This window comes from Streptosporangium sp. LJ11 (assembly GCF_051918945.1).
Lineage (GTDB): Bacteria > Actinomycetota > Actinomycetes > Streptosporangiales > Streptosporangiaceae > Streptosporangium.
Genome location: NZ_JBPXMB010000007.1, coordinates 267,495 through 291,993, shown reverse-complemented (window position 1 = coordinate 291,993; position 24,499 = coordinate 267,495). Strand labels below are relative to the sequence as shown.

The 24,499-nt window shown below is 72.1% G+C and carries 21 protein-coding genes; 13 read left to right on the top strand and 8 right to left on the bottom strand.

What is annotated here, in order from left to right:
- Window positions 1–282: 282 nt before the first annotated feature.
- From ACTOQ3_RS13335 to ACTOQ3_RS13295, 9 genes are all read left to right on the top strand, one after another.
- The gene (locus tag ACTOQ3_RS13335) at window positions 283–720 is read left to right on the top strand and encodes an SRPBCC domain-containing protein (protein WP_440083701.1); all 438 of its coding nucleotides are present in this window, start codon (window positions 283–285) and stop codon (window positions 718–720) included.
- Window positions 713–1,036 (top strand): ArsR/SmtB family transcription factor, encoded by a 324-nt coding sequence (locus ACTOQ3_RS13330; RefSeq protein ID WP_440083700.1) that lies wholly within the window; start codon window positions 713–715, stop codon window positions 1,034–1,036. The genes ACTOQ3_RS13335 and ACTOQ3_RS13330 overlap by 8 nt, the downstream gene beginning before the upstream one ends.
- Window positions 1,037–1,188: 152 nt before the next feature.
- Window positions 1,189–1,407, top strand: a complete 219-nt coding sequence (locus ACTOQ3_RS13325) for a hypothetical protein (protein WP_440083699.1) — start codon at window positions 1,189–1,191, stop codon at window positions 1,405–1,407.
- A 298-nt stretch (window positions 1,408–1,705) separates the two neighbouring features.
- The gene (gene kdpF / locus ACTOQ3_RS13320; RefSeq protein ID WP_344745511.1) at window positions 1,706–1,795 is read left to right on the top strand and encodes a K(+)-transporting ATPase subunit F; all 90 of its coding nucleotides are present in this window, start codon (window positions 1,706–1,708) and stop codon (window positions 1,793–1,795) included.
- Between the two features lie 16 nt (window positions 1,796–1,811).
- Window positions 1,812–3,473, top strand: a complete 1,662-nt coding sequence (gene kdpA / locus ACTOQ3_RS13315; protein WP_440083698.1) for a potassium-transporting ATPase subunit KdpA — start codon at window positions 1,812–1,814, stop codon at window positions 3,471–3,473.
- Window positions 3,473–5,617, top strand: a complete 2,145-nt coding sequence (gene kdpB, locus ACTOQ3_RS13310) for a potassium-transporting ATPase subunit KdpB (RefSeq protein WP_440083697.1) — start codon at window positions 3,473–3,475, stop codon at window positions 5,615–5,617. The genes kdpA and kdpB overlap by 1 nt, the downstream gene beginning before the upstream one ends.
- Window positions 5,618–6,454 carry a potassium-transporting ATPase subunit C gene (locus tag ACTOQ3_RS13305; RefSeq protein ID WP_440083696.1) on the top strand — a complete coding sequence of 279 codons (837 nt, stop codon included), beginning with the start codon at window positions 5,618–5,620 and terminating at the stop codon, window positions 6,452–6,454. It abuts the gene before it with no gap.
- A complete protein-coding gene (locus tag ACTOQ3_RS13300) occupies window positions 6,451–9,021 on the top strand; it encodes a DUF4118 domain-containing protein (RefSeq protein ID WP_440083695.1) in 2,571 nt (856 codons plus the stop codon). The genes ACTOQ3_RS13305 and ACTOQ3_RS13300 overlap by 4 nt, the downstream gene beginning before the upstream one ends.
- The gene (locus tag ACTOQ3_RS13295; protein WP_440083694.1) at window positions 9,018–9,686 is read left to right on the top strand and encodes a response regulator; all 669 of its coding nucleotides are present in this window, start codon (window positions 9,018–9,020) and stop codon (window positions 9,684–9,686) included. Before ACTOQ3_RS13300 ends, ACTOQ3_RS13295 begins: the two co-directional genes overlap by 4 nt.
- A gap of 5 nt (window positions 9,687–9,691) precedes the next feature.
- On the opposite strand, the gene ACTOQ3_RS13290 is transcribed toward ACTOQ3_RS13295, so the two are convergent.
- The 4 genes from ACTOQ3_RS13290 to ACTOQ3_RS13275 form a co-directional block, all read right to left on the bottom strand.
- Complete coding sequence (locus ACTOQ3_RS13290; protein ID WP_440083693.1) at window positions 9,692–10,294, bottom strand: dihydrofolate reductase family protein; 603 nt, start codon at window positions 10,292–10,294, stop codon at window positions 9,692–9,694.
- Window positions 10,291–11,169: a metalloregulator ArsR/SmtB family transcription factor gene (locus ACTOQ3_RS13285; protein WP_440083692.1), complete on the bottom strand. Its 879-nt coding sequence runs from the start codon at window positions 11,167–11,169 to the stop codon at window positions 10,291–10,293. Before ACTOQ3_RS13285 ends, ACTOQ3_RS13290 begins: the two co-directional genes overlap by 4 nt.
- A gap of 308 nt (window positions 11,170–11,477) precedes the next feature.
- Complete coding sequence (locus tag ACTOQ3_RS13280; RefSeq protein WP_440083691.1) at window positions 11,478–13,295, bottom strand: pentapeptide repeat-containing protein; 1,818 nt, start codon at window positions 13,293–13,295, stop codon at window positions 11,478–11,480.
- Between the two features lie 315 nt (window positions 13,296–13,610).
- Complete coding sequence (locus tag ACTOQ3_RS13275) at window positions 13,611–14,171, bottom strand: TetR/AcrR family transcriptional regulator (RefSeq protein ID WP_440083690.1); 561 nt, start codon at window positions 14,169–14,171, stop codon at window positions 13,611–13,613.
- Window positions 14,172–14,265: 94 nt separating this feature from the next.
- Between ACTOQ3_RS13275 and ACTOQ3_RS13270 the strand changes: the two genes are divergently transcribed.
- From ACTOQ3_RS13270 to ACTOQ3_RS13255, 4 genes are all read left to right on the top strand, one after another.
- Complete coding sequence (locus ACTOQ3_RS13270) at window positions 14,266–15,489, top strand: MFS transporter (RefSeq protein ID WP_440083689.1); 1,224 nt, start codon at window positions 14,266–14,268, stop codon at window positions 15,487–15,489.
- A gap of 49 nt (window positions 15,490–15,538) precedes the next feature.
- Complete coding sequence (locus ACTOQ3_RS13265; protein WP_440070250.1) at window positions 15,539–16,375, top strand: aldo/keto reductase; 837 nt, start codon at window positions 15,539–15,541, stop codon at window positions 16,373–16,375.
- Between the two features lie 233 nt (window positions 16,376–16,608).
- Window positions 16,609–17,037, top strand: a complete 429-nt coding sequence (locus ACTOQ3_RS13260; RefSeq protein ID WP_440083688.1) for an RrF2 family transcriptional regulator — start codon at window positions 16,609–16,611, stop codon at window positions 17,035–17,037.
- Between the two features lie 139 nt (window positions 17,038–17,176).
- Window positions 17,177–18,121, top strand: coding sequence for a sulfite exporter TauE/SafE family protein (locus tag ACTOQ3_RS13255; protein WP_440083687.1), 945 nt, complete (start codon window positions 17,177–17,179; stop codon window positions 18,119–18,121).
- Window positions 18,122–18,520: 399 nt separating this feature from the next.
- On the opposite strand, the gene ACTOQ3_RS13250 is transcribed toward ACTOQ3_RS13255, so the two are convergent.
- From ACTOQ3_RS13250 to ACTOQ3_RS13235, 4 genes are all read right to left on the bottom strand, one after another.
- Window positions 18,521–19,591, bottom strand: coding sequence for a hypothetical protein (locus tag ACTOQ3_RS13250; RefSeq protein ID WP_440083686.1), 1,071 nt, complete (start codon window positions 19,589–19,591; stop codon window positions 18,521–18,523).
- Window positions 19,592–19,773: 182 nt separating this feature from the next.
- Window positions 19,774–20,268: a DUF305 domain-containing protein gene (locus tag ACTOQ3_RS13245; RefSeq protein WP_440083685.1), complete on the bottom strand. Its 495-nt coding sequence runs from the start codon at window positions 20,266–20,268 to the stop codon at window positions 19,774–19,776.
- Window positions 20,269–20,664: 396 nt separating this feature from the next.
- On the bottom strand, window positions 20,665–22,443 hold the full coding sequence (locus tag ACTOQ3_RS13240) for an ABC transporter ATP-binding protein (RefSeq protein WP_440083684.1): 1,779 nt from the start codon (window positions 22,441–22,443) through the stop codon (window positions 20,665–20,667).
- A 170-nt stretch (window positions 22,444–22,613) separates the two neighbouring features.
- A complete protein-coding gene (locus tag ACTOQ3_RS13235) occupies window positions 22,614–24,326 on the bottom strand; it encodes an ABC transporter ATP-binding protein (RefSeq protein ID WP_440083683.1) in 1,713 nt (570 codons plus the stop codon).
- Window positions 24,327–24,499: the final 173 nt, after the last annotated feature.

The following is a 24,499-nucleotide window of genomic DNA, read 5'->3' as shown; positions in this document are numbered from 1 at the left end:
CTTCGCCGAATGGATACGGCCCCCGCGGCGGGCACGCGCCGACTTGCCGCTGCTCCACCGGGCCTTGCCCGAGTCGGAACGGACGACGAGGCCGCCGTCCCTCCGCAGGTAGGCGAACGTTCCCCCTCCTGCCGAGCGACATGTGGGGTGGCCTGCGAGATTCACGGCCACCGGGGTCTCAGGTGCCCGTCGGGGCGGGGCTCGGCGGACCCGAAGGTTGACGCAACCAGATGATTGCCATATGTTGAGTAGCAACCAACTGGTTGCTACATGGAGGCGGACATGACATTCCCCGATCGCATCGAGCGCACGGTCCAGCTGGCTCACTCGCCGGAGCGGGTCTGGGCGGCGCTGACCACCGCCGAGGGCCTGGGCACCTGGTTCGGGAACCGCGCCGAGGTCGACCTGCGCGTCGGCGGCGAGGCCAAGCTCGTCTGGGACAGCGGAGACACCGCCACCCTCACCATCGAGCGCCTCGAGCCGCCGCGCGTCTTCGGCTACACCTGGCCGGTCGCCGGCCTTCCCGACGGCGATCCGCGACGCACCTACGTGGAGTTCACGCTGGAGCCCGCCGGTGCCGGCACCACGCTGACCATGGTCGAGAGCGGGTTCGCGCAGCTGCCGGACGCCGAAGCCCACAAGGCGGCCTACTCGGGCAACACCAAGGGCTGGACGAACGAGCTGGGCGAGCTGGTCGCGTACCTCGACGGACATGCCTGACCTGGAGGCGGTGGCGCAGGAGGTCTTCACCGCCCTGGCCGATCCGAGCCGGCGGGGGATCCTCGCCGCGCTCGCGGCCGGGGGGCCGGCCACCGCGACGGATCTGGCCGCCCAGCTGCCGATCACCCGGCAGGCCATCGCCAAGCATCTCGCCCTGCTGGCCGAGGCGGGGCTGGTGGTGGCCGAGCCGGGGGAGCGGCGCCGGGTCCGTTACCGGGTGGACTCCGCGCCGATGAAGGTGGCGCAGCAGTTCCTCGCCGTGCTCGCCCGCGACTGGGACGGTCCGCTGGCCGCCCTGCAGGACCGGTTGAAGTAGGGGCCGGCGCCCGGCCGGTTGAAGCAAGGACCGGGGCCCGGCCGGCCGGTTCCCGCGCGATCTCGCCGGCCGGCCTCGCGTAGTGCCTGGTCGTCCTGTCCGCCGAACTCGTTGTCCGGGTCTCGGCCGACCCCGTCCGAAAGGAGTGTCCGATGTTCGATCCAGTCGCGATGATCTTGGCTGACAAGGCGACCAGACGTCACGTGCTGTCCGCCCGTCCGAACGCGCCCACAGTGCCCGAGCGCCCGCGGCGGCGGCGCGGCGCCGCGGTGCGCCGGCTGACCGCGGTGGCCCTGCGCCGCCTCGCCGACCGGGTCGAGCCGCGCTGCGTGAAGCCGCGCCGGGCGGGCACCACCGCGCCGGCGTCGTGACCGCTCGCGCCCCGGACCGGATCCCGTACGGCTGCCGAAAGGCCGTACGGGATCCGGTCCGGGGTCGTCCGGGTCTCGCGTAAGGGAGGTGTCAAGCCTCGGGGCCGGGGCGTATGGGACCCGTCAAGACGCGCAGCAAGTGCGAAAAACGGCGGTTCCCTTACGTATGCCCCGCCCGTCGGGCGGCGGCGAGTGAACCCCGGATTCGAGGAGTGGGGATGGCAGACGTCATCTTCGTCGCCCTGACGGTCGCGGTTTTCGTGATCCTCGGGCTGGTCGTCAGGGCGGTGGAACGGTTGTGAGCGCCGTCAACGCCGTCGGCCTGGTGGTGGTCGCCGGTCTGGTGATCTTCATGGTCGCGGCACTGCTCTTCCCGGAGCGTTTCTGATGAGGGAGCGCTTCTGATGTCCTCGACCACGGCCGGGATCCTGTTCGTCGGATCCCTCGTCGTCGCCCTCGCGCTGGTCCACCGGCCGCTGGGCGACCACATGTACCGCGTCTACACCGGTACGAGGCACCTCGCCGTCGAGCGGGTGATCTACCGGCTCGTCGGTGCCCGGCCGGACGCAGGGCAGAGGTGGGGCGTCTACGCCCGCGCCCTGCTGGCCTTCTCGGTGATCTCCGTCCTGTTCCTGTACGGGCTGCAGCGGCTGCAGGACAGGCTGTTCCTGTCGCTGGGCCTCGCCCCGGTGCCCGACCACGTCGCCTGGAACACCGCCGTCAGCTTCGTCACCAACACCAACTGGCAGGCGTACTCGGGCGAGTCGACCATGGGTCACCTGGTGCAGATGTCCGGCCTGGCGGTGCAGAACTTCGTGTCCGCCGCGGTGGGCATGGCGGTGGCGATCGCGCTGGTCCGCGGTTTCGCCCGCAGGAGGACCGAGGAGCTCGGCAACTTCTGGGTGGACCTGGTCCGCGGCACCGTCCGCGTCCTGCTGCCGCTCGCCCTCGTCGGCGCGGTCGTGCTGCTGGCCGGCGGCCTGATCCAGAACTTCGCCTCCCCGCACGAGGTGACCACCCTGACCGGCGGCACCCAGGCGATCACCGGCGGCCCGGTGGCCGGCCAGGAGATCATCAAGGAGCTGGGCAACAACGGCGGCGGGTTCTACAACACCAACTCGGCCCACCCGTTCGAGAACGCCACCGCCTGGACCAACTGGTTCGAGATCTTCGCGATCTTCCTGATCCCGTTCGCGCTGCCCCGCACGTTCGGCCGCATGGTCGGCGACACCCGGCAGGGCTACGCGATCGTCGCGATCATGGGAACCCTGGCGCTGGCGAGCGTCGCGCTGCTGACCGGGCTGGAGATCGCCCACGGCGGTACGGTCCCGCAGGCGGTGGGCGCGGCGATGGAGGGCAAGGACGTGCGCTTCGGCGTGCCCAACTCCGGCACCTTCGCCGCCGCCACCACGCTCACCTCCACCGGAGCGGTCAACTCCTTCCACGACTCGTTCACCGCGCTCGGCGGCATGCTCACGATGTTCAACATGATGCTCGGCGAGGTCGCCCCCGGCGGCGCGGGCGCGGGCCTGTACGGCATGCTCGTCCTCGCCGTGATCACGGTCTTCGTGGCCGGGCTCATGGTCGGCCGCACCCCCGAGTACCTGGGCAAGCGGATCGGCTCCCGCGAGATCAAGTTCGCCGCGATGTACTTCCTGGTCACGCCGCTGCTCGTGCTGACCGGCACGGCGCTGGCGATGGGCTCGGCCGAGCAGCGGGCGAGCATGCTCAACAGCGGCCCGCACGGCTTCTCCGAGGTGCTGTACGCCTTCACCAGCGCGTCCAACAACAACGGCTCCGCGTTCGGCGGCATCACCGTCAACACGCCGTGGTACGACGTGGTGCTCGGCCTGTGCATGGCCTTCGGCCGCTTCCTGCCGATCGTCTTCGTTCTCGCCCTGGCCGGATCCCTGGCCGGGCAGGCACCGGTGCCCGTCTCGGCGGGCACGCTGCCCACGCACCGCCCGCAGTTCGTCGGCATGGTCGTCGGCGTGACGGTGATCCTCGTCGCGCTGACCTTCCTGCCCGCCCTGGCGCTCGGCCCGCTCGCGGAAGGAATCCAGTGATGACCACCCAGACGCTCGAGGCGCCGGGCCGCACCCCCGCCCCGGAGGAGGGCGAGAAGGACGGGAAGGTGGGCGGGGGCCTCCTCGATCCCCGGCAGCTGGTCACCTCGCTGCCCGAGGCGCTCAGGAAGCTCAACCCGGCCACGCTCTGGCGCAACCCGGTGATGCTGATCGTCGAGATCGGCGCGGTCCTCACCACGGTGCTCGCCGTGCTCACCCCGTCGTTCTTCGCCTGGGCCACCGTGGTGTGGCTCTGGCTGACGGTGATCTTCGCCAACCTGGCCGAGGCCGTCGCCGAGGGACGCGGCAAGGCCCAGGCGGCCACGCTGCGCGCCGCCAAGCGCGACACCACGGCGCGGCGGCTGCGCGGGCGCGACTCCGCCGAGTGGGACGTCGTCGGAGCCTCCGAACTGCTGCGGGGCGACCTCGTCGTCGTGGAGGCGGGGGAGATCATCCCCGGTGACGGCGACGTGGTCGACGGCATCGCCTCGGTGGACGAGTCGGCCATCACCGGCGAGTCCGCCCCGGTCATCCGCGAGTCGGGTGGCGACAGGTCGGCGGTGACCGGCGGTACGAAGGTGCTGAGCGACCGGATCGTCGTCCAGATCACCCAGCGGCCCGGCGAGAGCTTCATCGACCGGATGATCGCCCTGGTCGAGGGCGCCGACCGGCAGAAGACGCCCAACGAGATCGCCCTCAACATCCTGCTGGCCGCCCTGACGATCATCTTCCTGGTCGCCACCGCGACCATGCAGCCGCTGGCGATCTACGCCAAGGCCCAGAACCCCGGCGTACCGGACTCGCTCGCCCTGACCGGGGACGGCGTCACCGGCATCGTGCTGGTCGCGCTGCTGGTCTGCCTCATCCCGACCACCATCGGGGCGCTGCTGTCGGCGATCGGCATCGCGGGCATGGACCGCCTCGTCCAGCGCAACGTCCTCGCGATGAGCGGCCGCGCGGTCGAGGCGGCGGGCGACGTCAACACCCTGCTGCTGGACAAGACCGGCACCATCACGCTGGGCAACCGGCAGGCGTCCGAGTTCCTCACCGCCCCCGGCGTCTCCGCCGACGAGCTGGCGGCGGCCGCGCAGCTGGCCAGCCTCGCCGACGAGACCCCCGAGGGCCGCTCCATCGTGGTCCACGCCAAGCAGGCGTACGGCCTCAGAGAGCGCGAGCCCGGGGAGCTCGCCCACGCCGAGTGGATCGGGTTCACCGCGCAGACCCGGATGAGCGGCGTCGACCTCGACGGCCGCCTTGTTCGCAAGGGCGCCGCCACCGCCGTGATGAAGTGGGTACGCGAGCACGGCGGCCACCCCACCGGCGAGGTGGGGAGCATCGTCGACGCCGTCTCCGGCTCCGGCGGCACCCCGCTCGTGGTCGGGGAGGTCGTCGAAGGGAAGGCGCGTGTCCTGGGCGTCGTCCACCTCAAGGACGTCGTCAAGCAGGGCATGCGCGAGCGCTTCGACGAGATGCGCAGGATGGGCATCCGCACCGTCATGATCACGGGCGACAACCCGCTGACGGCGAAGGCCATCGCCGACGAGGCGGGCGTGGACGACTTCCTCGCCGAGGCCACGCCCGAGGACAAGCTCGCCCTGATCAGATCGGAGCAGGAGGGCGGCAGGCTGGTCGCGATGACCGGCGACGGCACCAACGACGCGCCCGCCCTCGCCCAGGCCGACGTCGGGGTGGCGATGAACACCGGCACCTCGGCCGCCAAGGAGGCCGGCAACATGGTCGACCTCGACTCCAACCCGACCAAGCTCATCGAGATCGTCGAGATCGGCAAGCAGCTGCTCATCACCCGCGGCGCGCTGACGACCTTCTCGATCGCCAACGACGTCGCCAAGTACTTCGCGATCATTCCCGCGATGTTCGCGGCCGTCTACCCGGGCCTGGACGCGCTGAACGTCATGCGCCTGTCCAGCCCGCAGTCGGCGATCCTGTCTGCGGTCGTCTTCAACGCGGTCGTCATCGTGGCGCTGATCCCGCTCGCCCTGCGCGGCGTGCGCTACCGCCCCTCCAGCGCGTCGAAGCTGCTCAGCCGCAACCTCTACGTCTACGGTCTGGGCGGCATCGTCGTGCCCTTCGTCGGCATCAAGCTGATAGACCTTCTCATCCAGTTCCTTCCGGGGATGTCATAAATGGAACGCATGCCCAGCTGGATCCGCCGGCATCTCGCCGCGCTCCGCGCGCTGCTCGTCCTCACCCTGGTCACCGGGGCCGCCTACCCGCTGGTGGTCACCGGCGTCGCCCAGGCCGTGTTCAACGACGGGGCCAACGGCTCCCTCGTCCAGAAGGACGGGAAGGACGTGGGCAGCGCGATCGTCGGCCAGAACTTCACCGACGCCGACGGCAGGCCGGTCGGCAGGTACTTCCAGAGCAGGCCGTCGGCGGCCGGTGACGGCTACGACATGCTCTCCACCGCCGCGAGCAACCTCGGGCCCGAGGACGTCGTGGACGTCTTGGGGGCTGAGGGGAGACAGAGCCTGCTCACCCAGGTCTGTGCCCGCTCCAGGGCCGTCGGGGCGCTGGAGGGGGTGAGCGGCGCCCGGCCGTACTGCACGCCCGACGGAGTCGGCGCCGTGCTGAAGGTCTTCCCCGCCGTCGGCGCCCCCACCCGGGCCGTCAGCGTCAACCAGGCCTGCCCCGCGACCCCGTTCGTCGCCGAGTACCGCGGCGTGAGGGTCGAGTGCGGCAGGCCCGGCGAGGACTACGCGGCCGGGCGCACCGTCCCGGTCCGGGGCACGGCCAGGGCCGTGGTGCCCGCCGACGCGGTCACCGCCAACGGTTCCGGCCTCGACCCGGACATCTCCGTCGCGTACGCCGACCTCCAGGCGGCCCGCGTCGCCAGGGAGCGCGGCATGCCCGTGGGGACGGTGCGGCGGCTGATCGCGGCGCACACCACCGGCCGCCCCCTCGGCTTCATGGGAGAGCCGGCGGTGAACGTCCTCGAGCTCAACCTGGCGCTCGACCGATGAGCGGGGGGCGGGGGCGGCTGCGCGTCTATCTCGGGGCCGCGCCGGGTGTCGGCAAGACGTACATGATGCTCTGCGAGGGCCGCCGCCGCCTCGCGCGAGGCACCGACGTCGTCGTGGCGCTCGTCGAGACCCACGGCCGCCCCCGCACCGCGGAACTCGTCGACGGCATGGAGGTCGTCCCGCGCGCGAGCATGGTCCATCGGGGGAGCGTGTTCACCGAGCTCGACGTGGACGCCGTCATCGCCAGGAGGCCTGCGGTCGCCCTGGTCGACGAGCTGGCCCACACCAACGTGCCGAGCTCGCGCAACGCCAAGCGCTGGCAGGACATCGAGGAGATCCTCGACGCGGGCATCGACGTCGTCTCCACCGTCAACATCCAGCATCTGGAGTCGCTCAACGACGTGGTCGAGGAGATCACCGGGGTGGTCCAGCGCGAGACGGTACCCGACGAGGTGGTGCGCCGCGCCGACCAGGTGGAGCTGGTGGACATGGCGCCGGAGGCGCTGCGGCGGCGGATGGCCCACGGCAACGTGTACGCGCCGGAGAAGGTCGACGCGGCCCTGTCGAACTACTTCAGGGTCGGCAACCTGACCGCGCTGCGCGAGCTGGCGCTGCTGTGGGTGGCGGGCAAGGTCGACGCCCAGCTCGACCGCTACCGCGCCGAGCACGGCATCGCCGGCACCTGGGAGGCGCGCGAGCGCGTCGTGGTCGCGCTGACCGGCGGCCCGGAAGGCGACACGCTGGTGCGGCGGGCCGCCAGGATCGCGGGCAGGAGCAAGGGGGCCGACCTGCTCGCCGTGCACGTCACGCGCGCCGACGGCCTGGCCGGCGCCGATCCGGCGAGCACGGCCCGCCAGCGCACGCTGGTGGAGGACATGGGCGGCACCTACCACCAGGTCGTCGGTGACGACGTCCCGACCGCCCTGCTGGACTTCGCGCGCGGCGTCAACGCCACCCAGCTGGTGCTGGGGGCCTCCCGGCGCGGCCGGTTCGCGCAGATCCTCTCCCGGGGGGTCGGGGTGACCACGACCGCGCGGTCCGGGTCCATCGACGTCCACATGATCACTCACGACAGGGTGAGCCGGGGGCGCGGCCGCGCTCCGTCGCGGGCCGCGCTGACCCGCACCCGCCGGGTGGCGGGCTGGGTCCTCGCGATCCTCGGGCTGCCGCTGCTGACCCTGGCGCTGCATCCCTTACGCGGCGACGTGAACCTGCCGAGCAACATACTGCTCTTCCTGCTCATGGTGGTCGTGGTCGCACTGGCCGGCGGCATGTGGCCGGCCGTCACCGCCGCGGTGCTCGGTTTCCTGCTGCTCAACTACTTCTTCACCGCGCCGGTCGACCGCTTCACCATCGCCGACCCGGAGAACCTGTTCGCGCTGAGCGTCTACGTGCTGGTGGCCGTCATGGTGAGCGCGGTCGTGGACGTCGCCGCCCGCCGTACCCGGGAGGCGGCCCGTGCCCGCGCCGACGCGGAGGTCCTCTCCACCCTGGCCGGTCACGTGCTCCGCGGCGAGCACGCGCTCGCCTCGCTGCTCGCCCGGCTGCGGGAGACCTTCGGGCTCGCCTCGGTCACCCTGCTGGAACGCACCGGCGAGCCGGGTCCCGACGACCAGTCCGACCCCGAGGCGTGGCGGATCGTGGCCACCGCCGGTGACGCGCCCTGCACCTGCCCGGGGGTCGCGGAGACCGACGTGGCCGTCGACGAGCGGCTCGTCCTGGCCATCCGGGGCAGGCTGCTGGAGGCCTCCGACCGGCGGGTGCTGGAGGCGTTCGCCGCCGAGGCGGCGGTGGCGCTGCGCCAGGACCGGCTGGAGGCGGAGGCGGAGCGGGCCAGGCCGCTGGCCGAGGCCGACAGGATGCGCACCGCGCTGCTCGCCGCGGTCAGCCACGACCTGCGCACCCCGCTCGCCTCGGCCAGGGCGGCCGTGGAGAGCCTGCGCAACACCGGCATCGACTGGTCGCCGGACGACAGGGAGGAGCTGCTCGCCACGGCCGACGAGTCCCTGGCCAAGCTGGACCGCCTGGTGGCCAACCTGCTCGACATGAGCCGCCTGCAGGCCGGGGTGCTCGGGCTGAGGCTGGAGCCGACCGCGCTCGAGGAGATCGTGCCGCGCGCCGTCGACGACCTCGGCCCCCTGTCGTCGCGGATCGAGACGGATCTCTCCGTCGCGCTGCCCGAGGTCGTCGCCGACCAGGCGCTGCTGGAACGGATCCTGGTCAACCTGATGTCCAACGCCGTCCGCTACAGCCCCGAGGACCGGAAGGTCCTCGTCATGGCCGGAGAGTACGGCGACCACGTGGAGATCCGCGTCGTCGACCGCGGTACGGGCATCCCGCCCGACGCCTACGACCGGGTCTTCATGCCCTTCCAGCGGCTCGGCGACCGCGACAACCACACCGGCGTCGGCCTGGGCCTCGCGCTCTCCCGGGGGCTCGCCGAGGCGATGGCCGGCACCCTGCTACCGGACGAGACTCCAGGGGGTGGTCTCACCATGATCCTGACACTTCCCGTTTCCTCCCGCGCGCGGCCGCGCGACGGGGCCGGCGCGGCGGAACGACCGTGACCCGCGTCCTCGTCGTCGACGACGAGCCCCAGCTCCTGCGCGCCCTGCGCATCAACCTCGCCGCGCGCCACTACGACGTGGCCGTGGCCCCCGACGGCGGCGGGGCCCTGCGGCAGGCCGCCGACTGGCACCCCGACCTGGTCGTGCTCGACCTCGGCCTGCCCGACCTCGACGGGATCGACGTCATCCACGGCCTGCGCGGCTGGACCACCGTCCCGATCATCGTGCTCTCCGGCCGTACCGGAGGCTCCGACAAGGTCGACGCGCTGGACGCCGGGGCCGACGACTACGTCACCAAGCCGTTCGGCATCGACGAGCTCCTCGCCCGCATCCGGGCGGTCTCCCGGCGCAGCGCGCCGAACGACGCGGAACTCGCCCAGATCCGCGTCGGCGACCGGATCGTGGACCTGGTCGACAAGACCGTCTCCGGCGGCGTGCGGCTGACGCCCACCGAGTGGCACCTGCTGGAGATCCTGGTCCGCAACCCCGGCAAGCTCATCACCCAGCGGCGGCTGCTGACGGAGGTCTGGGGTTCCAATTACCTCAAGGAGACCCACTACCTGCGCCAGTACATGGCCCAGATGCGCAAGAAACTGGAACGGGACCCGGCCCGCCCGGTCCACCTGCTCACCGAGCCCGGCATGGGGTACCGCTTCCAGCCCTGACCGGCTCAGCGGATCCGGTCGTAGACGAGAGCCAGCGTGCCGTGCTCGCCCGCGGCCTGGCCGGCGAGCGCCCACCGCCCCGCGGGCAGGCCGTCGTCGAAGAGGCGCGGCCCGCCACCGAGGAAGACCGGGAAGACGGTGAGCGCCAGCCGGTCGACCTCGTCGGCCGCCAGCAGCGCCTTGACGACGCTCGCGCTGGAGAGCACGAGAATGTCACCGCCCTCGGTCGCCCTGAGGTCCGCGACCACCTCGGCGGCCGGCTTGTCGACGACCGTCGTCCGCTCCCACGGCGCCTCGCCGAGGGTGGAGGACAGGACCACCTTGTCGGTGTCGACGAGCCACTTCGCGAAGCCCTCGTCGCGCGGGTCGGCCCCCTCCATGCCGATGACGGTGGGCCAGAAGCCGAGGAACCCCTCGGCGTTGACCCGCCCGAGCAGGGCGGTCGTGGCCGGTTCCCAGAGGCTGGTCAGGTGGTCGCGGGCGACGTCGGTGTGCGCGTACGGCATCACCCAGCCCATGTCCCGAGGGTCGCCCGGCCCGGCGTAGTGACCGTCGAGGGAGAGGCTCATGTTGGTGACGACCCTGCGGCCGCCGATCTGCTGCGTCACTTCGTGCTCCTTGTGCCGGTGTCGTGTTCGGTGCCTTGTCCGGTGTCGAGGGGATCGTGCGAGTCCGCGGCGAGGATCGCCGCGAGCTTGTCGAGGCTCTGGCCGAAGCCGATCTCGATGCCCGCGACGAAGTCCGCGGAGTCGACCGTGCTGCCGGTGATCCGGAAGTGGACCTCGAGGTCCGTACCGGCGTCGACGGGCCGAAGGTCGAGGTCGAGGTGGGCGGTGAAGGCGAGGCCGCCGCCGGGAAGCAGCGGGGAGAGCCGGTAGGCGAGGCGCTCACCGGGGCGTACGTCGTCGACGACCCCCTCCGCGCGCCCGGCGACGAGGTCGGAGCCGTCGGCGTCCTCGGCATCGCGGTACTCGTGGACGATCCGCCCGCCCGGTCGTGCCTCGAAGACGAGCTCGGAGACGCGGAGGTCGTCGGGCGTCCACCACCGGGCGAGCAGGGAGGCCTCGGTCAGGTGGCGCCAGACCACCTCGGGACGCGCCGTCAGCGACCGGAGGAACCTGAACGTGCGGCCGTCGGCCCAGCCCGGCTCCTCGGCGGCGAGTCGTTCCGCGTGGAGGCTGAGCCCGTGGCGGTCGTAGGTCTCGCGAGGGCCACCGGGCCGGTCCGCGGTGTCGGCGAGCCGGCCGAGCGCGGCCGCCAGGTCCCGTAGAGGACCGGGTTGGAGCGCGTAGACGCGGCGCTGGCCGGTGCGCCGGCAGGTGACGAGGCCGGCGCGCTCAAGGGTCTGCAGGTGCTTGGTCGTCTGCGGCTGGCGCGCCCCGGCGAGCTGGGCGAGGACACCGACCGACCGGGGCCGCTCGGCCAGCAGGTTCACGAGCCGCCATCGGGCCGGGTCGGCCAGCGCGGTGAGGAGTACGTCCATGGAACAAAGTATTCTCTACGGAGAATATTCGTGTCAAGGAATAACTATGAGCGTCATCGCCGTGGTCCACAAGGCACGCGCCTCGCCGGGGTTCCGGTGAAGGTCGCCCACGACCGGGACGAGGACGTGCCGGAGAAGGCCGTGCGCCTTCCCGCGTCGGGTCCAGGGGATGTCACAGGAGGGGGCGCTGTCCCGTCATACGCGGTGCGGGCAATCTTCGATCAAGGAGTGGATGACGAACCTCGCGTTGTGGATCGCCGCCGGACCGCCGGCCGCGGTGGCACTGGCCGGTTCCCACCCGCCGGTTCCTACCTCGCGGTGCGTCCCCTCAACGCGTCACGCCCCCGCGCCACGATGATGTCGACGGCCTTGACCTCGTCGATGTCGCGGGCGGCGGCCAGCGCCTGCTTGGCCGCGTCGTAGGCGTCCAGGGCCCGGTGCCAGTTGACGTCGTCGCCGCCCTCGCCCCCGTCGGCCAGGCGGTCGATCTCCTCACCCAGCCGCGTCACGTTCTCCTCCTGCGACAGCCTGGTCTTCTCCAGGCGGGCCGCCCGCTCGGACGCCTCCAGCTTCACGGCCCTCCCGAGCCGCCGCCCGCGCGCGACCACCTTGACCAGCACCCAGAGCGCGACCAGGCCCACCAGCGAGAGGAAGATCACCCAGCCGATCGCCATCCGGCTGGACGACCCGGACAGGTCGGCGTCCTTGGCGTGGCCGGTCTCCATGCCGGTGACCTCGGCGTCCACGAAGGTGGCCCCCCGCAGCTCGGCGAAACTCAGGTCGGCGTCGGTCAGCGTCGCCCCGCGGAAGACCGCGTCCTGGAACTTGCCGCTGCTCAGGTCGGCCCGCTCCATCCTGGCACCGGTGAAGTCGGCCCGGTCGGCCCTGGCGCTGCCGAACTCCGCATCGCGCAGGTCGGCGCCGCCCAGCCTGGCCTGCGTCAGGTCGGCGCTGCCGAACGCCGCCCCCGACAGGTCCGCCTTCGACAGGTTCGCCCCGGCGAGCTTGGCACTGCCGAGCTCCGCCCTCGCCATGCGCGCCCCCGTCAGGTCGGCCCCCATCAGCTCGACGCTGCCGAGCTTGGCGCGCTCCAGGCGCGCGCCGCGCAGGTCGGCGCCCTTGAGGTAGCGGATCGTGGCCCCGGTGGCCGAGACGTCGCGCAGGATCGCCCGGTCCAGCTTGACGCTGCCCAGGTCGACCCCGTCCAGCTTGGCTCCGGTCAGGTCGGCGCAGCTCAGGTCCCGGGGGAACTCGGCGACCGAGGTCAGGTCCCAGCCCGCGTACTTCTGCCCGCTGCCCGGCGCGCACGCCGGGTCGGGGGTCGGCAGGTCCTTGGGCATGCCCTTGCTGCCCGCCAGCAGCGCGCCCGTGGCCTCGCGCAGCTCGGCCCCGCCGAGGTCGGCGCCCTGGAAGGTCGCGCCGTCCAGCACCGACCCGCGCAACTGCGCGCCCCGCAGGTCGGCGTCCCGGAACACGGCCCTGATCATCGTGGAGTCGTACATGCGGGCCTTGGGCGCCTTGAAACCGGTGAGATCGGCTCGGCGCAGGTCCACGCCGTAGGCGTCGGCGTCGGTGAGGTCGACACCGACCAGCTTCGCGTCGTCGAACTGGGCTCCGTACGTCCTGGCGCGCACCATCGTGGCCCCGCTCAGGTCGGCACCCTCGAAGTGCGCGCCGTAGGGCAGCGAGTCGTCCATGGTCGCCTCGCGCAGGTCGGCGCCGCGCAGGTTCGCGTAGTACAGCTCCGCCTCCGTCAGGTCGGCCCCGCGCAGTTCGGCCCCGGCCATCTCGGCGTTCCCGAGGCGGGCGCCCTTGAGCGAGGCGCCCCGCAGGTCGGCCCCGGTGAGGAGGCTGCGCACGACCACGCCGTCCAGCCTCGCCCTCCGCAGGTCGGCGCAGGACAGGTCGGCGGGCAGCGCGACCCGGGTGAGGTCCCTGCCGGCGAGCTTGGGACCGCTGCCGGGCCTGCAGCCGGCGGCGCTCCCCGTCGCCCGGTCGTCCCGCGCGCTCCGGCCGTCCTGGACGGCGTGGGTGTCCTGGACGGCGTGGGCCGACGCCGCGGGGGCGGGGAGCAGGGCGGGCAGCACGATCACGGCCCCGGCGAGCAGGCGGGTAAGGCTGAACATGTCTCTCTCACTGTCTCCCCCGAGGCGCGCGGATCCGCCGGCGGGGGAGAGCGGTGCCGGGCGGGAGTTCGTGGACAGGCCGGTGCGGGTGACACCCCGAGGGGAGGGGCCCGCCCGATGGACCATACGGGAACGCGACCCTTTATAGGAGGGCCCGGTTGCGGCCCGCTTGCGAACCGCCTTCCGCGGTGGCTCCTCTCCCGCCGCGCCGGGCCGGCGCCGCCCGCGGAGCCGAGCGGGACGGCGCACACGAAGACGCCGAAGACGCCGAAGACGCGGCGCCGCGGACGGATCCTGTGGTCCCCCGCCCGGCCGCTATCGGGAGCCCAGCAGGGCGTCGACCAGGGCGCGGCCGTATCCGGGAGCGAGGGAGTCGCTCATGAACAGGAGCCGGTACGTCATCGGCGCGACCACGTGGTCCAGCACCGCGTCCAGCGTGGGCACGTCCTCGCCGCGCCCGGCGGAGCGGATGAGGATGGTCTGGATGTGGCTGCTGGTGTACGCGCAGCACTGCCCGGTGCTCCTGCCGTCGTCGTCGCCGGCGACCACGTCGCGGGTGAACGCGCGCCCGGTGGGGGAGGACATCTCCTCCAGCCACTCCTCGGCCCACGTCGCGAGGTCGTCCCGCAGGTTGCCGAGGTCGGCGGGGGGTCCGTCGGGCCGCATGTGCTCAAGGGCGACGTCGGCCAGCAGTTCCTGCAGGTCACCCCATCTGCGGTAGACGGTCGAGGGGGTCACGCCCGCGCGGGCGGCGACGAGCGGAACGGTCAGGTCGGCACGGTCGCGCTCGGCGAGGAGCTCCCGTACCGCCTCGTGGACGGCCTGCTGCACCCGCGCGCTCCGTCCCCCGGTGCGTACCGCCTGCCTCGTCGCCATGAACCGAGCTTAACGCAAAATATTTGCTTCAGTGGCCCGAGGTGTGTACGTTGCTAACGCAAATCTTTTGCTTTAAAGCTTCGGGAGTTCCTCCATGTCCACCGTGACTTCGACGTTGCCCGCCCAGCGGGTCCGCCTGGGGGCCGGCGCGGCCGTGGTGCTCCTGGCGACGACCCTGACGACGTTCATGGCCGCCGCCAGCGCGCCCACCCCGCTGTACGCCGTGTACCAGGGCCACTGGGGCTTCTCCTCCAGCGTCCTGACCGCGGTCTACGCCGTCTACGCCGTCAGCCTGCTGGTGGCCCTGCTCACCGTGGGCTCCCTGTCGGACCACGTCGGGCGCCGCCCGGTGATCCTCGGAGCGGTGGCGCTCGAGACGGTCGCGATGGCGATCTTCGCCTCCGCCGACGGGGTGACCGCCCTGGTGGTCGCGCGCGTCCTGCAGGGCTTCGCCACCGGGGCCGCGACCGGGGCGCTGGGGGCGGGCCTGCTGGACGCCGACCGGACGCGCGGCCCGCTGGTCAACAGCGTGACGCCCGCCCTGGGCCTGGCGGCGGGCGGCCTGGGATCGAGCCTGCTCGTGCAGTACCTGCCCGCGCCGACGCGGACGGTGTTCGTCGTCCTGGCCGTCGCGTTCGTGCTGCAGGGCGCCGCCATCCTCCTCCTGCCCGAGTCCGCCGGCCGCCGGGCGGGCGCGCTGGCCTCGCTGCGCCCGCGCGTCAGCGTGCCCGCAGGGGCGCGCCGGGTCCTGCTGCTGGTCACCCCGATCACCGTGGCCGGGTGGGCGCTCGGCGGGTTCTACCTGTCCCTGGGGCCGTCCCTGGCGCGCGAGGTCACCGGCTCGGGATCGGTCGTGGTGGGCGGGCTGCTGGTCTTCGCGCTGACCATCAGCGGCACCGTCGCGATCCTCGCCCTGCGGGCGGTCCCCGCCCCGCGCGCCATGCGGGTGGCCTCCGCGCTGCTGGCCCTCGGCGTCGTCGTGACCCTGCTCGGTGTCAACGCCGGCTCAGGAGCGCTGTTCTTCGCCGGTACGGTCGTCGCCGGGCTGGGCTTCGGCGCGGGCTTCCAGGGCGCCGCGCGCATCCTGCTGCCGGCCGCCGCCCCGCACGAGCGGGCCGGGCTGATGGCCGCCTTCTACATCGTCAGCTACCTCGCCATGAGCATCCCCGCCACCGCCGCCGGGATCGTCGCGGGCCACCTGCCCCTCGTCGAACTCACCACGTACTACGGGATCGTCCTCGCCCTCCTGGCCCTGGTCGCCCTGGCCGGGACGTTCCTCGTCCGCGAGCGTCTCCCCGAGGCGACGCGCCCGGCGTGACCGCTCCCCGGCGACGGCTCGCCGGACCCGGCGTGGAAGGCTGTCGGCCATGACTGTTCTGGACATCCCAACCTTGAAGCTGGTCAACGGCGCGGACATCCCGCAGGTCGGCCTGGGCACCTGGCCCATGTCGGACGAGGAGGCGGAGGTCGCGGTCGCCGAGGCCGTCGAGATGGGCTACCGGCTGGTGGACACCGCCTACGCGTACCGCAACGAGACCGGGGTGGGGCGCGGGCTGCGGGCGAGCGGGGTGCCGAGGGAGGAACTGTTCGTCACCACCAAGCTGAACGGCGAGTGGCACGGATACGACGCCGCGCAGGAGGCGTACCAGGCCAGCCTGGACCGGCTCGGCCTCGACTACGCCGACCTCTACCTGATCCACTGGCCGCTGCCGCGCAAGGACCGCTACGTGGAGGCGTGGAAGGGTATGGTCAAGCTGCTGGAGGACGGTCGCGTGCGGGCGATCGGCGTGTCGAACTTCAAGCCGGCCCACATCGACCGGCTCCTTGCCGAGACCGGCGTGGTGCCCGACGTGAACCAGATCCAGCTCAACCCGTTCTTCACCCGTGACGAGCCCCGCGCCTACGACACCGCCCACGGGATCGCCACCCAGTCCTGGGGTCCCATCGGGCAGGGCGGCGACCTGCTGGCGCAGCCGGTCGTCACGGCCGCCGCCGAGCGGCACGGCAGGACCCCCGCCCAGATCGTGCTGCGCTGGCACATCGAGCTCGGCCTGATCACCGTGCCGAAGTCGTCCAGCCCCGAACGGATGAGGGCCAACGCCGACATCTTCGACTTCGCCCTCACCCCCGAGGAGGTCTCCGAGCTGTCCTCCCTCGACCGGGGCGAGGCCGCCGCGACCGACTCCGACTCCGTCGGTCACTGACCCCACAGGCCTTCTCCGGCGCCGGCCGGCCACAGGGCCTCGGGAACGCCTCGGGAACGCCTCGGGAACGCGGCGCCGGCGTGCGACGGCAGGGGTACGCCGGCGCTCTCGCGGGTAGACCTGACCACGAGAATAATTCACAGTTAACCTGTAGAGATAGTAGATTTAAGCGAGAGCAGCCCACATGAGGCCATCGGCCAGCGGCAGAGGCGCACCGTCGGGGGGACTTTCGGATGCACATCACGGCTCGGAGCGACTACGCCATAAGGGCGATGCTGGTCATCGCGCTGAGCGATCCCGCCCCGGTCAAGTCGGAGACGATGGCCCAGGCGCAGGAGATCCCGGCGAGTTTCCTGCGCGGCATCCTGACCGACCTGCGCCGCGCCGACCTCGTCTTCGCCCAGCGGGGCCACGAGGGCGGTTTCACACTCACCCGGCCGCCCGTCGACATCTCGGTCGGGGACGTCCTGCGCGCCGTCGCCGGAGAGCTGACCTCGGTGCGAGGGCTGCCGACCGGCGACGTGGCCTACTTCGGAGAGGCGGTGCGGCTGCGCACGGTATGGCTGAACATCGAGACCTCCATAAGTGCCATCGTCGACACCGTCAGCCTGGCCGCCCTCCTGTCGCCGGTGGCCGAGGCCGGCGGGCGGCGCAGGGTGTGACGGTGCACCGCGCGCCGCGCGTGGGATGAAGATTCCCATACCTTGAGACGCCTTGCTCGAAACGTGACTTGACGTCGCCTTGGCATTCAATCACGATAATTCCTATCAACAGAGTAGGAAAAACAGGAAGGGGGGCGTTGTGCGTGCGCTCATCCTCTTAGGCCTGGTCGGCTTCGCGGCACAGCTCGTCGACGGCAGCCTCGGCATGGCCTACGGTGTCACCTCGACGACGCTGCTCCTGGCCATCGGCACCAACCCCGCCGCCGCTTCGGCCACCGTCCACCTCGCAGAGATCGGCACGACCCTCGCCTCGGGCATATCCCACTGGCGCTTCAACAACATCGACTGGAAGGTCGTCGCCAAGATCGGTGTTCCCGGCGCCGTCGGCGCGTTCGCGGGAGCCACCTTCCTGTCCGGCCTCTCCACCGAGGTCGCGGCACCGGTCATGTCGATCATCCTGCTCGCGCTGGGCGTCTACGTCCTGATCCGCTTCACGGCCTTCGGCCTCCCGCGCGGCAACCTGGGCAAGCCGCTGCGCAAGCGCTTCCTCGCGCCCCTCGGCCTGGTCGCCGGCTTCGTCGACGCCACCGGTGGCGGCGGCTGGGGCCCGGTCGGCACCCCGGCGATCCTGGCCAGCGGCCGCCTGGCGCCGCGCAAGGTGATCGGTTCCATCGACGCCAGCGAGTTCCTGGTCGCCATCGCCGCCAGCATCGGCTTCTTCGTCGGCATCGGCTCCGAGAACATCAACTTCTCCTGGGTCGCCGTGCTGCTGATCGGCGGCGTCATCGCGGCCCCCATCGCCGCCTGGCTGGTCCGGCACATCCCGCCGCGCATCCTGGGCTCCGCCGTCGGCGGTGTCATCATCCTGACCAACGTCCGGACCCTGCTGCGCAGTGACTGGATCGACGCCTCCAGCGGCGTCCAGACCTTCGCCTACATCACCATCGCCGTCATCTGGGCCGCCGCCATCGCCTACTCGGTCCGCGAGTACCGCCGTGACCGCGACAACGAGACGGTCGAGGCGATCGAGGAGGAGGAGAGGCGCCGCGCCGCGGAGCAGGAGACCGCGGGCACCGCCAGCTGAGCCCGGCGCGCCCTCCGGGTCGCCATATCCCACGAAGGCCCCTCTCGCTTCGGCGAGAGGGGCCTTCGTGTCGTGGTGGGCGAAGGTTCGCGGGGTGCGGGGGCCCGCCCCCCGTCCCACGGCGACGGAGAGGGGCCGACCGGGATCGGCCCGCCGCCCGGCTCGCGTCGAGCGCGTTCCTCCAGCGGTACCCGGCGAGGAGGCCGCCGACCGGCAGGGTCACGGCCCCCACCTCGCCGCCACGCACCTCCGCTGGACCGGCGGGCAGCTCAAGGACGCCCTGATGAGCTCGTCCAGGAGCACCCCTGTCGAGCAGACGATCGTCCGTGCCTTCGGGCTGAGGCAGGGCCCGGGGCAGAGCGGGCGGCACCGCCCGTCAGGCGAGAACGGCGCCGTCCGTCACGTACGGGCGGTGCCGTTCGGCGATCGGGAACCCTCCGCGGGGCCGAAGTGCTCCGACACGCGCTCGGCGGGGTAGGCGCCGTGCTCGGTCACGATCCTCGTCACCAGGTGCGGCGGGGTGGCGTCGAAGGCGGGGTAGTGGCCGGTCACGCCCTCGCCCGCGGTGCGCGTCCCCAGCACGTACAGGACCTCGTCGCCGTTCCGCCGCTCGATGACGACGTCGTCGACACCCGGCGCCCGCGGGTCGGGCGCGGGGATCACCACGTAGTACGGGACGTCGAAGGCGCGGGCGGCCAGCGCCACCCCGAGCGTGCCGACCTTGTTCACCACGTGCCCGTCCATCGTCACCCGGTCCGCCGCGGTCAGCGCCACGTCGGCGAGCCCGTCGGACAGCACCGAGGCGACCATCCCGTCGGTGATCAGGGTGGGCCGGTAGCCCATCTCCACCAGCGTCGGCGCGGTCAGCCGCGCTCCCTGCAGGTAGGGCCGGGTCTCGGTGCAGACGAACTCCAGCCGCTTGCCCGCCTCCTGCGCGGCCTCGACGGTCGCGATCAGGTAGGCGTCCGCCCAGCAGTGGGTGAGGACACGGGCGCCGTCGTCGAGCAGCGCCGCCGCGTGCCTGCCCACGGCCGCGCTGCTCGCCAGGTAGGCCGCGTCGTGCTCGGCCGCCGCCCGGGTCACGGCCTTCACCAGCTCGTCCCCGTGCGCCTCGGGCAGCGGCCCGTCCACCGTGGCGGCCAGGACGGCCTCCACGGCGTCGCGGATGTGGTTGTTCGTGGGCCGGGTCGCGATCAGCCGGTCGCCCGCCCTACGCAGCCGCGCCGCCGCCAGGCCCGGCGGCTCGCCCCGCGCCTCGCGGGCGGCCAGCGTCATCCCGGCGGTCGCCGCGAACGACGGGCCCGTGCTCTGGGTGACCATCCGCTCGATGGCCACCGCGACGTCCTCGCTGGTGACACAGCGCACCCAGCGGTGCTCGAAGGGATAGACGCGGCGGTCGAGGATCTCCACGGCGTCATCGGTGATCCGGACGGGGTCCGCGAGGACGGGACGCCTGCCGGTCGTGCTCATGAGACCTCCAGCGGGGAATCGGGCGGACGTCCGCCGCCTGCCGGACACACCGGGTGCCGTCCGGCGTCACCGCCGGCGCCGCGACCCGGCAGTGCCTCGCGCTTATGCCCCTTTTGGAGGGTCTCGTACCTCCGGGTGGCGGGCCCGCTCCTGGACGGCCCGCCACCCGGAGGCACGACGGCTCAGGCGAGCTTCTCCCCGATCTCGGCGATCAGGGCGCGCTGCCCGGTGACCATCCTCTCCGCCAGCCGGGCGGTGGGCCGGTGCCTGCCCAGCGCGATCACGACCTGGGCCATCCGGACACCGCTGTCGAGATGCTTGCCCAGCACGCTCAGCCACAGCTTGTCGAAGGCGGCACCCGACCGTCCCTCCAGGGACGAGATCTGGGCGGCGGACAGCATGCCCGGCATGTCGTGCGCGGCGTGGTCGCCCTCCGCCGGCACCTCGACCTGCCACGACCGCAGCCAGCCGGACATCAGGTCGATGTCGGCGGCCTCGTCCTTCTTGATCTTCGCGGCCAGGTCGCGCACGTACGGGTTCTCGCTCCGGCCGTCCACCAGGCCGGCGAGCTGGATCGTCTGGCGATGGTGGGGGATCATCTCCTGGGAGAAGCGGACGTCCGCGTCCGCCCGATCGCCGGCCAGTCCCACCGCCTGGACGGCGGTCCCGGCCGTCACGGCCGCTGACGAGCACCCGGCGACCAATATGGCGGAGACCAGCAAGGTGGCGGTCAGAGACCGTCTTCTGCGCGACCGCCGGGTGCTCATCGAGATCACTGCCCCTTTCCTGCGGGTGGGAAGGATCATTCGTGCCGTTCCGCCCTGAGATACGCGGGTCCCGTTCCCGGGGTTCAGGGTCCGCCGGAAATCGGGTGCCCGACATTCCGGGCACCCGATTCCGGCTCGGGCCGCGCCCCGTCTTCCGGGCGCACTCCGTCTTTCATGCGCGCCCCGTCTTCTGAGCGCGCCCTGTCCTGAGCGCGCCCCGTCTGACGTGGCCGGGGACGTCGCGGGACCCGAACGAGTGGCGGCTCGCCCGCCGGACGAGCTCGCCGTGCCCGGCCGCCGGGTGGGTCAGCCGGGGACGTCGCGGTGGTCGGAGATGCTGTCGAGCCAGGCGCGGTGCAGGTCGGCGTAGCGGCCCGCCCGCCGGACGAGCTCGCCGGGCGGGCCGTCCTCCATGATCCTGCCGCCGTCCATCACCAGCACCCGGTCGGCGATCTCGACGGTCGACAGGCGGTGCGCGATGATCAGGGCCGTCCGGTCCGCCAGGATGGTCCGCATCGCCCGCTGCACCAGCCGCTCGCTGGAGACGTCCAGGCTGGACGTCGCCTCGTCGAGGATCAGCACCGCCGGGTCGGCCAGGAACGCCCTCGCGAACGCCACCAGCTGCCGCTGCCCGGCCGACAGGCGGCCGCCGTGCTTGCCGACCTGGGTGTCGTACCCCTCGGGAAGCGCGGAGACGAACGCGTCGGCACCGATCGAGCGGGCCGCCGCCACCACGTCGGTCATGTTCGCGCCCGGCCGGCCGAACCTGATGTTGTCCGCCACCGACCCGCTGAACAGGAAGTTCTCCTGGGTGACCAGGACCACCGCGGCGTGCCGCGACTCCTCGCCGAGGTCGCGCAGGTCGACGCCGTCCAGCAGCACCCGGCCCGCCACCGGGTCGTAGAACCTGGAGACCAGCTTCGCCAGCGTGGTCTTGCCCGCCCCGGTGGTGCCGACCAGCGCCACGGTCTGCCCGGCGGGGACCACCAGGTCCAGCCGGGGCAGCACGGGGGTGCCGTCCAGATAGGAGAACTCCACGCCCTGGAACTCGACTCTCCCGCGTGGCCGCTCCAGCGTCACCGGGTCGTCGGGTTCGGCCACCACGGGACGCTCCTGCAGCACGCCGGAGAGCTTCTCCAGCGCCGCCCCTGCGGACTGGAACGTGTTATAAAATTGCGAGATCTCCTGCATCGGCTCGTAGAACTGGCGCAGGTAGAGCAGGAAGGCGGCCAGCACGCCCACCGTGACCTCACCCTGGATCGCCAGCGTGCCCCCGTAGAGCAGGACGGCCGCGATCGTCACGTTCCCGATCAGCTTGACGCCCGGTGAGAAGATCGCGACCAGGTGCATGCTTCGCTGGTTGGCGTCGCGGTAGTCGGCGTTCAGGTGGGAGAAGATCTCCTGGTTGCGCGGCTCCCCGCGGAACGCCTGGACCGCGCGCATGCCGGCCATCGACTCCACGAAGTGGACGATCACCAGGGCCACGGTCTCCCGGGTCCTGCGGTAGATGATGCTCGACTGCCGCCGGAACCAGCCGGTGAACAGCATCAGGATCGGCAGCGGAAGCAGCGCGACCACGCCGAGGTGGACGTCCAGGACGAGCAGCAGGACCGCCGTGCCGACCAGCGTCAGCACGGCGGTGACGAGGTCGTCGAACCCCGACTGCAGCATCTCGGAGATGGCGTCGATGTCGGAGGTGAGCCGGGAGACGACCCGGCCCGAGGTGTAGTCCTCGTGGAACGACAGCGACAGCCGCTGGAAGTGGACGAACACCCGCCGCCGCAGCTCCAGCAGGATGCCCTGACCGATGCGCCCGGCCATCCTGAGGAATATCCGCCGGGTCACCAGCTGGACGACCGCCGCCGTCAGGATCGCCGCGACGACCGTCACCAGCGTCCGCGGTCCCGCGCCCGCCACCATCGGCGGGATGCCCGCGTCGATGCCCACCTTGACCAGGTAGGGGATGGCGAGCGAGGCGACGTTGCAGGTCACGATGATCGCGACGAGCAGGATGATCTCTTTGCGGTACGGGCGCAGCAGGTCGCCGAGCAGCCGCCTGGACCTGTCGCGCAGCAGGAACGACACCCGCGCCGACAGCTCGTCCTGGTTCTCCGCCGCGACCCCCCGCCACTCCCGGGATCCGTTCGCGGTCCCGGCGGGGGAGGCTCCGGAAGACCCGGAGGCTCCGGAAGACCCGGAGGGTCCGGAGGGTCCGGAGGAAGGTCCCGAAGGTTGGGTGGAAGGTTCGGTCACGCTCACAGCCGCGCCTCCTCGGCGTCCGGGTCGGCCGACAGCAGCGCGCGGTACTCGGGCACGCTCGCCATGAGCTCGTGGTGCTCGCCGACATGCGCGATCGTGCCGTCGAGCAGCAGGGCCACCCTGTCGGCGAGGAGCACGGTGGAGGCCCGGTGGGCGACGACGATCCCGGTGGCCTCGCGCAGCACGTGCCGCAGCGCCTCCTCCACCAGGGCCTCGGTCTCGACGTCCAGGGCGGAGAGCGTGTCGTCCAGCACGAGGATCCTGGGACGGCTGAGAACCGCGCGGGCCAGCGCGAGCCGCTGGCGCTGGCCGCCGGACAGGGACATGCCCTGCTCGCCGATCCTGGTCTCCAGCCCCCACGGCAGCGCGTGGACGAATCCGGCCTGGGCGATCCGCAGCGCCTCCGCGATCTCCTCCTCGCTCGCGTCGCGCCGCCCCAGCGTGAGGTTCTCCCTGACGCTCATCGAGAACAGCGTCGGTTCCTCGAAGGCCGTGGCGACCATCGAGCGCAGCACGGGCAGCGGCAGGTCGCGGACGTCGACCCCGTCGATCGTGACCCGGCCGGCGCCGACGTCGTACAGCCGCGGCACCAGGGAGGTCAGCGTGGTCTTGCCCGACCCCGTCGCGCCCACGACCGCCACCGTCTCTCCCGGCCGCACCTCCAGCCAGACGTCGTGGAGCACCGGTTCGGCGGCGCCGGGGAAGGCGAAGCACGCCCCCTCGAAGCGCAGGTGCCCCCGGGGCCGCTCGATCGCGCCGGTGCCCCCGACGATCTCCGGTTCGGTGTCGAGCACCTCCATCACCCGGTCCGCCGCGGTCATCGCCTCCTGACCCATCGTCAGGATGAAGCCGAGCGCGGAGACGGGCCAGACCAGCTGCAGCATCAGGGTGGCGAAGGCCACCAGCGTGCCCAGCGTCAGCGTGCCCGAGCCGACCGCCAGGGCGCCGAGCAGCAGCACGAGCGCGAGGGTGATGTTCGGGATCACCTCGAGGAAGGTGAAGAACCTGGCCGACAGGCGGACCTTCTCCATCGAGGTCCGGTAGACCTTCAGCGCTCCTTCCTCGAAGATCCCGGAGACGTACCGGCCGCGGCCGAAGGCCTTGATCGTACGGATGCCGGCCGCCGACTCCTCGACGACCGTGGCGAGGTCGCCCTGCTCGTCCTGGACCCGGCGGGAGATGGTGATGTACGTGCGCTCGAAGCGCAGGGTGGTGAACACGATCGGCACCGCCGAGGCCACGACCAGCAACCCGAGCGGCCAGTACATGTGGAGCAGCAACCCGGTCACCGTCGCGATCTGGACGGTGGTCAGGACGAGGAAGAGCAGGCCGAAGCCGAGGAAGCGCCGGATCGTCGACAGGTCGGTCGTCGCCCGGGACAGCAGCTGGCCCGACTGCCAGGAGGCGTGGAACCCCATCGGCAGCCGCTGCAGGTGGCCGTAGAGGTCGTCGCGGATGCTGGTCTCCAGGCCCAGGACGGCGTCGGCCAGCAGCCACCGCCTCAGGAAGACGAGCAGCGCTTCGACCACGCCCAGGGCCAGGGCCAGCAGCGCGAGGGGAGCCACGGCCCCGGTGTCGCCCCGGGCGACGGGGCCGTCGATGATCTCCCTGCCGATCAGCGGGACGGCGATGCCGATCGCGACCGCGGCGAAGGACACCACCCAGATGGCGCCCAGGCGGACGACGTACGGGTGGAGGTAGGACTTCAACCGCCACAGGGAGGCGGCCCTGGCGCGGCGCGGGGAGAGGGGTTGCCGGGGCGGGGATTCCGCGTCGGCGGCCGAGGTATCTGTGTTGTCTGCGTTGGCTGTATTGTCTGCTTTGGCTGTGGTGATTCTGGTATCAGGGGGCATCGGCAGGCGGCACGCTCCTCACGGTGTTC